Source organism: Acidovorax sp., from assembly GCF_046341535.1.
In the GTDB taxonomy this organism is placed as follows: Bacteria; Pseudomonadota; Gammaproteobacteria; order Burkholderiales; family Burkholderiaceae_C; genus Acidovorax.
Genome location: NZ_JBKDRI010000197.1, coordinates 22811 through 29265 on the forward strand (window position 1 = coordinate 22811; position 6455 = coordinate 29265).

A 6455-nucleotide genomic window follows, 5' to 3' on the forward strand; every position below is an offset into this window, starting at 1 on the left:
GCGTCGACGGGGCGGGGGCTTGCATCGCACAGCCCTCAGCTGCGCGCGATCGCGGCCAGGGACTCGCCCAGGGCGTCGCGATCCATGCGCTCCAGCGGCAGCGCGAGCAGCTGCAGCATGCGATAGCCCAGCGCCTGGCGCGTGAGTTCGAACGCGCGGCGGCGGCCGGTATCGCCGCCCTCGGCCTGGGAGGGATCCGGGTAGCCCCAGTGCACGCGCACCGGCTGCGCGTCGCCGGCGCCGATGAACACCGGGCAGGTTTCCGCGGCGGCGCTGTCGCAGACCGTGATCACGATCGACAGCGGCGGCGCGCCGGGCTGCGCGAACGCGTCCCAGGACTTGCTGTGCAGGCCCGCGGTGTCGATGCCGGCGCCCGCGAGTACCTCGAGCGCGAAGGGATTGACGCGACCGGCCGGCGCGCTGCCGGCGCTGTGCGCACGCACGTCGCGGCCGAGGCGCGCGGCCCAGTGGTTGAGCATCGCCTCGGCGAGCACGCTGCGGGCGGAGTTGTGGGTACACAGCACGAGCACGTGGATCGTCATCGCGGGGTTCCGTGGGTGGTCCGGCGGCGGGCTGCGGGCGCCTTGCGCGCGCCCGGGCGCGCCTGCGGCCGGCACGGCCTGCCGCCGCAGCAGTGGTCGGTGAGGTAGGCCATCAGCGCGTCCATCCGCGCGAGGTCCGGGCGGTAATGCAGCCGGCGCCCGTCGCGCACGGCGATCGCGAGCCCGCTGTCGACCAGTTCGCGCAGGTGGAACGACAGGGTTGAGGCAGGGATGCCGAGCCGGTCGCAAAGTTCGCCCGGCGTCGGCCCGCGGTCTGCATCGGCGACGAGGGCGCGGAAGACGCGCAGGCGCGCCTCCTGGGCCAGCGCGCCGAGCGCGCGGACGGCGATCGACATTTCCATGGTTCCGGAAACATAGCGCGAAACCGCGGCGCCGCGCCACCGCACGCGGCGCCGCAGCGCAAGAGGCGGACGCCCTGAGGGAGCGGCGCGCGCGGCGCGGTGCTTTCTTGCGATCCCGCGGGGCACCCCGGTCGCGCTGCACGCAGCGCTCCTGCGACGCAGCGCCGCACTCACCCGTCGCGCGCTCAGGCCGCTTCGGCGAGCTTCAGGTGCGCCTCGAGGACCTGCTCGCCCGTGCAGTCGCGCGCGTCACCGAAGCGCTCGCGCAGCAGGCGGGCCAGCGTGCGCACGCGCGAGGCGTTGCCGTCCTTGCCCGGGGCGAACGCCGCCGCACCGATGTCCGAACAGAACCGGTGCAGTTCGAAGAAATAGCGTTCCTGGCCGTCGGTCAGGAACTTCAGCACCGGCGGGCCGCTGTCCGCCGACGCCAGCGGGCGATGGCAGCGCATCTCGCGTTCGGCGGCCAGCCGGGCCGCGCTGGCGGCGAACTCGGTGAAGCGCTCGCCCACGTTGGCGGTGTCGAGGTCGGACGCGATCAGGGCCAGCTTCACCGCGCGCAGGGCGGCCGCGTCGGCGCGCCAACCGGGCATCGCCTGGTCCAGCGCCGCGTCGAGGTGCGGGGCGAGCGGGCCGCCGGTGTGCACGGCTTCGGCAGGGTTGAACGAGGGCGCGCGAGGGCTGGCGTCGAAGGTGCTGCCGGCGATCGTCACCTCCATCGCCACGAACAGTTCGCGGTCGCTGGAAGGGTCGAAGCCGGCGGCGACGAGGATGCGGTGCGTCTCGGCCATGCTGGCCGCCTCGTTGCTGCCGATCCCGTGACGGAAACGCTGGTCTTCGCGCTGGCGCAGGTCGTGGCAGGTGGCGAACAACGACAGCGCCAGCCAGTCGCTGCCGGGCAGAGCCTGTACGCCTATCTGTCCCAGTACGCGCCCGAGTCGGCGGTCGAGGATCTCGAGCGCGTGGTCCTCGTTGTGGTAGTCGTGGAAGTCGTTCCCGAAGGTGCCGTGGCGAAGGCCGAGCCGGGCCAGCGCCAGCAGCACCGCGTTCTCCGCGCGATCCAGGTAGGCCTGCGCACCATCTCCGTACGCGCCCTGGTAGAGCGCGCGCCGCCGCCGCAGGAGGTGCGGCACGTCGGGCCTCCGCTCGGCGATCAGGCGCCGTGCGCTCTCCGGGTCGGGCAACTCGCGCTCGACCGCGTCTGGCGGGAACTCCTCGGCAAGTCCGGTGATCACGCGCGGTCGGGCGGCGGCTGGGTTGTCTGGAGTATAGGGGGGGGGGAATTGTGAAGGGAATCGGGTAGGGAGGGAGGTGCGACCGCTCGAGAAGCCCGCGGTGCGGGCGCCGCTCCCACCGAGCCGGCCAGCGCCGCGGCGGGGTCGTGGCACTGGAGTCACAGCAACCCGCGCTCCGCCATCGACAGCGGCTGTTCATCGCCGACCACGAAGTGGTCCAGCACGCGGACGTCGATCAGGGCCAGGGCATCGGCCAGGCGGCGGGTGATGGCGACGTCGGCGGCGCTGGGCTCCGCGACGCCCGAAGGGTGATTGTGGGCGCAGATCACCGCTGCCGCATTGTGGGCCAGTGCGCGGCGCACGACCTCGCGCGGGTGGACCGAGGCGCCGTCGATGGTGCCGCGGAACATCTCCTCGGTGGCGATCACGCGGTGCCGGTTGTCGAGGAATATGCAGGCGAACACCTCGTAGGGGTACGGCCGCAGCCAGGCGCGCAGGAAGGCCGCGCTGTCGCGTGGGCTGGAGAGCGTGGCGCCGCGCGCGCAGGCCGATTCCAGCGCGCGGCGCGACAGTTCCGCCGCGGCGCGCAGTTGCGCATGCTTGGCCGGACCGATGCCCGGCGCCGCGGTGACGTCGGACTCGCCGGCGCCAAGCAAGCCCGCCAGCCCGCCGAAGCGCACGATCAGCGCGCGCGCGAGGTCGAGCGCGCTGGCGCCACGGTGGCCGGTGCGCAGGAACAGCGCGAGCAGTTCCGCGTCCGACAGCGCGGCGGGTCCGAGGCGGGCGAGCCGCTCGCGCGGGCGGTCGTGGGCGGGCAGGTCGTGGATTCGCATGGCCCATCCTCGCTCCGGCGCCGGCGCGCGTCGGCCGGCCGGCGGCGCGTATTGCGGTAGGCTTGCGCCGCGGCATTGCGTCGGAGATCGCTTACATGGGTTCGCTCGAGGGCGCCCGCGTCCTGCTCGGCGTCAGCGGCGGTATCGCCGCCTACAAGGCGGCCGACCTGGTGCGCCGACTGCGCGAGGCTGGCGCCGAGGTGCGCGTGGTGATGACCGCCGGTGCGCGGCGGTTCGTCACCCCGTTGACCTTCCAGGCGCTCAGCGGCCACCCGGTCCGCGACGAGATCTGGGACCCGGCGGCGGAAGCCGCGATGGGGCACATCGAACTCGCGCGCTGGGCCGACCTGGTGCTGGTCGCACCGGCCAGCGCCGGCATCATCGCGCGGCTCGCCCACGGGCTGGCCGAGGACCTGCTGTCCACCCTGTGCCTCGCCACCGCCGCGCCGCTGTTCGTCGCGCCGGCGATGAACCAGCAGATGTGGCTCCATCCTGCGACCCAGGCCAACGTCGGCACGCTGGCGGCGCGCGGCGCGGTGATGCTCGGGCCGGGTCGCGGCGACCAGGCCTGCGGGGAGTCCGGCCCGGGTCGCCTGCTCGAGCCGCCGGCCATCGTCGAGCGCCTCGCTGCCGCGCGCGCGCCCGGCCCGCTGACCGGTCGCGTGGTGGTGGTCAGCGCCGGACCGACCTTCGAGGACCTCGATCCGGTGCGCTTCATCGGCAACCGCAGTTCCGGGCGCATGGGTTTCGCCATCGCCGGCGCGGCTGCGGCCGCCGGCGCGCAGGTGCGTCTCGTCGCCGGCCCGGTCCACCTGGCGACGCCGCCGCGGGTGCAGCGCATCGACGTGCGCAGCGCGCGCGAGATGCACGCCGCCGTGCTGGCCGCGGCTACCGGCGCCGACGTCTATGTCGGCGCCGCCGCGGTTGCCGACTTCCGTCCACTGCACCGCGTCGCGGACAAGATCAAGAAAGTGGAGGGGCGGCCGCCACCAGCGCTCGCGCTGGAACACACCGAGGACATCCTCGCTGCAGTCGCTTCGCTGCCCGATCGGCCGTTCACGGTCGGTTTCGCCGCCGAAACCGCGGATGTCGAGGCGCACGCGCGCGGCAAGCTGTCGCGCAAGCGGCTGGACCTGGTGTGCGCCAACCGGGTCGGCGTGCCGGGCGAGGGGTTCGAGGCCGAGGAGAACGCGCTGGTCGTGCTGGGCGGCGACGGATTCCGGCTCGACCTCGGGCGGGCGCCCAAGCCGGTGCTCGCCGCGCGGCTGGTGGAACTGCTCGCGCAGCGAGTTGCGGCCCGGGCCGGCTTCGGGGGACGCACGTGATCGAGGTCGAACTCAGGGTGCTCGACGCGCGGATCGGCAGCGAGTGGCCGCTGCCGGCCCACGCCACGCCCGGCAGCGCCGGCATGGACCTTCGCGCCTGCCTCGACGCCCCGCTGGAACTCGCGCCGGGGGCGACGGCCCTGGTCTCGTCGGGGATCGCCATCCATCTCGCCGACCCCGGGCATGCAGCGGTGGTCCTGCCGCGCTCGGGTCTGGGCCACCGGCACGGACTGGTACTGGGCAACCTGGTGGGGCTGATCGACTCCGATTACCAGGGCCCGCTGATGATCTCGTGCTGGAACCGCTCTCACGTCCCGTTTACCATCCGCCCGGGAGATCGCATCGCACAACTGGTCGTGGTGCCCGTCGCGCGGGCCCGGTTCCGGGCGGTGGACGTTTTCGCCGCAAGCCAGCGCGGCGACGGCGGCTTCGGCCACACCGGACGCGACTGACGTGTTGCCGACCCCGCGCCGCGGCCGCCCCGGTCGTCAATCGCCAAGGACCCGCATCGCGTGGCACGCAAGCAGACCGCACTCCAAGCCGCCCTCGCCCGCGAAGCCGGCCGCCCGGCCGTGCGCCTGCTCGGGCTGACGGTGGCCATGGCGCTGTCGCTGGCGGCGGGCGCGGTCAGCCTGCTTCAGGCAGTCCAGGTCGGGCGCGAGAACGCCATCGAGGCCAACCTGCTCGACGCTCGCGAGCGGCTGGTGGCCGGGTTGACCGCCGACGTGGCCGCCATGCAGGACGGCCTGCGCACGGTGCTCGCCGACCCGGTCCTGCGCGACGCCGCGGCAGGCGCCGACTGGCCGGCGGCCACGGCCCGCTTCCGCCACTTGCGCCCGCAGGCGGCGTGGATCGAGTTCTACCCGCCGGAACTGCCGCAGCTGGTCGAGGCCGACTTGCAGAAATTCGGCTACAGCCGCGCCAACATGCTCGCCGAGGCGCGTGACAGCGGCATGGCGCGGGCGCAGATCGCCAGGGACGCCCCGGGCAAGCCGGTCCTGGCGCTCGCCCAGTCGGTGCGCGACGACCAGCGGCTGCTGGGCTACGCCTACACGGCGGTTCCGGCGGACGCGCTGGTCGAGCCGCTGCAGTCGCTGTCCTTCGGTGGCGGGCGCCTGGTCCTGAGGCAGGGATTGCTCGGCACCGAGGTTGCGCTCTCCGGCGGCAGCGGCGGCGGCAGCGAGGCGGCACCGGTGCCCATCCCGCAGAGCATCCTCGCGGTCGGCCTGCAGGAGCCGGAGCTGTTCAAGCTCGGCGCTGTGCTGCCGCTGATCGATTCGCGCAACGTGGGCCTGCAGGGCGCGGCGGGCCTACTGCTGCTGCTGCTCGGCGCGCTGCTGGCCGCGCTGCGCGCGCGGGCCAGCGGCAAGAAGATCCCGCAGGTCGCCACCGCCGCAATCGGGCTGCTGGAAAGGCTGCGGCCGGTGGCGAAGGAGCCGGACGAGGCGCCGCTGGTGCTGGCGCCGGCTGCGCCCGTGCGGGGCCCCGCCGCGGCGGTGCCGAAGCCCAAGCCGGCGGCTCCCGGGCCGGCCGGCGAAGCGGTCGTCGACCGCAGCATCTTCCGCGCCTACGACATCCGCGGCGTGGTCGGCGACACGCTCACCGCGGAGACGGCGCGACTGATCGGTCGCGCGATCGGGTCCACGGTGCGCGATCGAGGCCTTTCCGAGATCGTGGTCGGCCGCGATGGCCGGTTGTCCGGCCCGGAAATGGCGGCCGAGCTGATCAAGGGCCTTCGGCAGTCGGGTTGCGACGTCATCGACATCGGGGCGGTGCCGACCCCGGTGCTGTATTTCGCCACCTACCATCTCAATGCCGGGTCCGGGGTGATGGTGACCGGCAGCCACAATCCGCCCGAGTACAACGGATTCAAGATCGTGATTGGCGGCGAAACGCTCGCCGAGGATGCGATCCAGGCGCTGTACCGGACGATCGTCGAAGAGCGCTTCACCAGCGGCGTCGGCGGCCTGCAGGCGACCGACGTCGTCGACGACTACGTCGAGCGCATCACGAGCGACGTGCAAAGCGAGCGCCGGCTCAAGGTGGTGGTCGACGCTGGCAACGGCATCGCCGGCGGGATCGGGCCGCGCGTTCTCGAGGGCATCGGCTGCGATGTCGTGCCGTTGCACTGTGAGGTCGACGGCACCTTCCCGAACCACCA

General features: G+C 73.6%; 6 protein-coding genes and 1 pseudogene. 3 read left to right on the forward strand and 4 right to left on the reverse strand.

Going from position 1 to position 6455, the window contains the following annotated elements:
* Nucleotides 1-35: 35 nt before the first annotated feature.
* From ACK543_RS14650 to radC, 4 genes are all read right to left on the reverse strand, one after another.
* Nucleotides 36-542, reverse strand: coding sequence for an arsenate reductase ArsC (locus tag ACK543_RS14650; RefSeq protein WP_409943566.1), 507 nt, complete (start codon nt 540-542; stop codon nt 36-38).
* Nucleotides 539-904 (reverse strand): ArsR/SmtB family transcription factor, encoded by a 366-nt coding sequence (locus tag ACK543_RS14655; RefSeq protein WP_409943567.1) that lies wholly within the window; start codon nt 902-904, stop codon nt 539-541. The genes ACK543_RS14650 and ACK543_RS14655 overlap by 4 nt, the downstream gene beginning before the upstream one ends.
* Nucleotides 905-1089: 185 nt before the next feature.
* The gene (locus ACK543_RS14660) at nt 1090-2136 is read right to left on the reverse strand and encodes a hypothetical protein (protein WP_409943568.1); all 1047 of its coding nucleotides are present in this window, start codon (nt 2134-2136) and stop codon (nt 1090-1092) included.
* Between the two features lie 158 nt (nt 2137-2294).
* Nucleotides 2295-2969, reverse strand: coding sequence for a RadC family protein (gene radC / locus ACK543_RS14665; RefSeq protein ID WP_409943569.1), 675 nt, complete (start codon nt 2967-2969; stop codon nt 2295-2297).
* A gap of 95 nt (nt 2970-3064) precedes the next feature.
* Between radC and coaBC the strand changes: the two genes are divergently transcribed.
* The 3 genes and pseudogenes from coaBC to ACK543_RS14680 form a co-directional block, all read left to right on the forward strand.
* Nucleotides 3065-4294 (forward strand): bifunctional phosphopantothenoylcysteine decarboxylase/phosphopantothenate--cysteine ligase CoaBC, encoded by a 1230-nt coding sequence (gene coaBC, locus ACK543_RS14670; protein WP_409943570.1) that lies wholly within the window; start codon nt 3065-3067, stop codon nt 4292-4294.
* Nucleotides 4291-4746, forward strand: a complete 456-nt coding sequence (gene dut / locus ACK543_RS14675) for a dUTP diphosphatase (protein ID WP_409943571.1) — start codon at nt 4291-4293, stop codon at nt 4744-4746. Before coaBC ends, dut begins: the two co-directional genes overlap by 4 nt.
* A 60-nt stretch (nt 4747-4806) precedes the next feature.
* Nucleotides 4807-6455: pseudogene (locus ACK543_RS14680) on the forward strand (hypothetical protein); the annotation flags it as partial.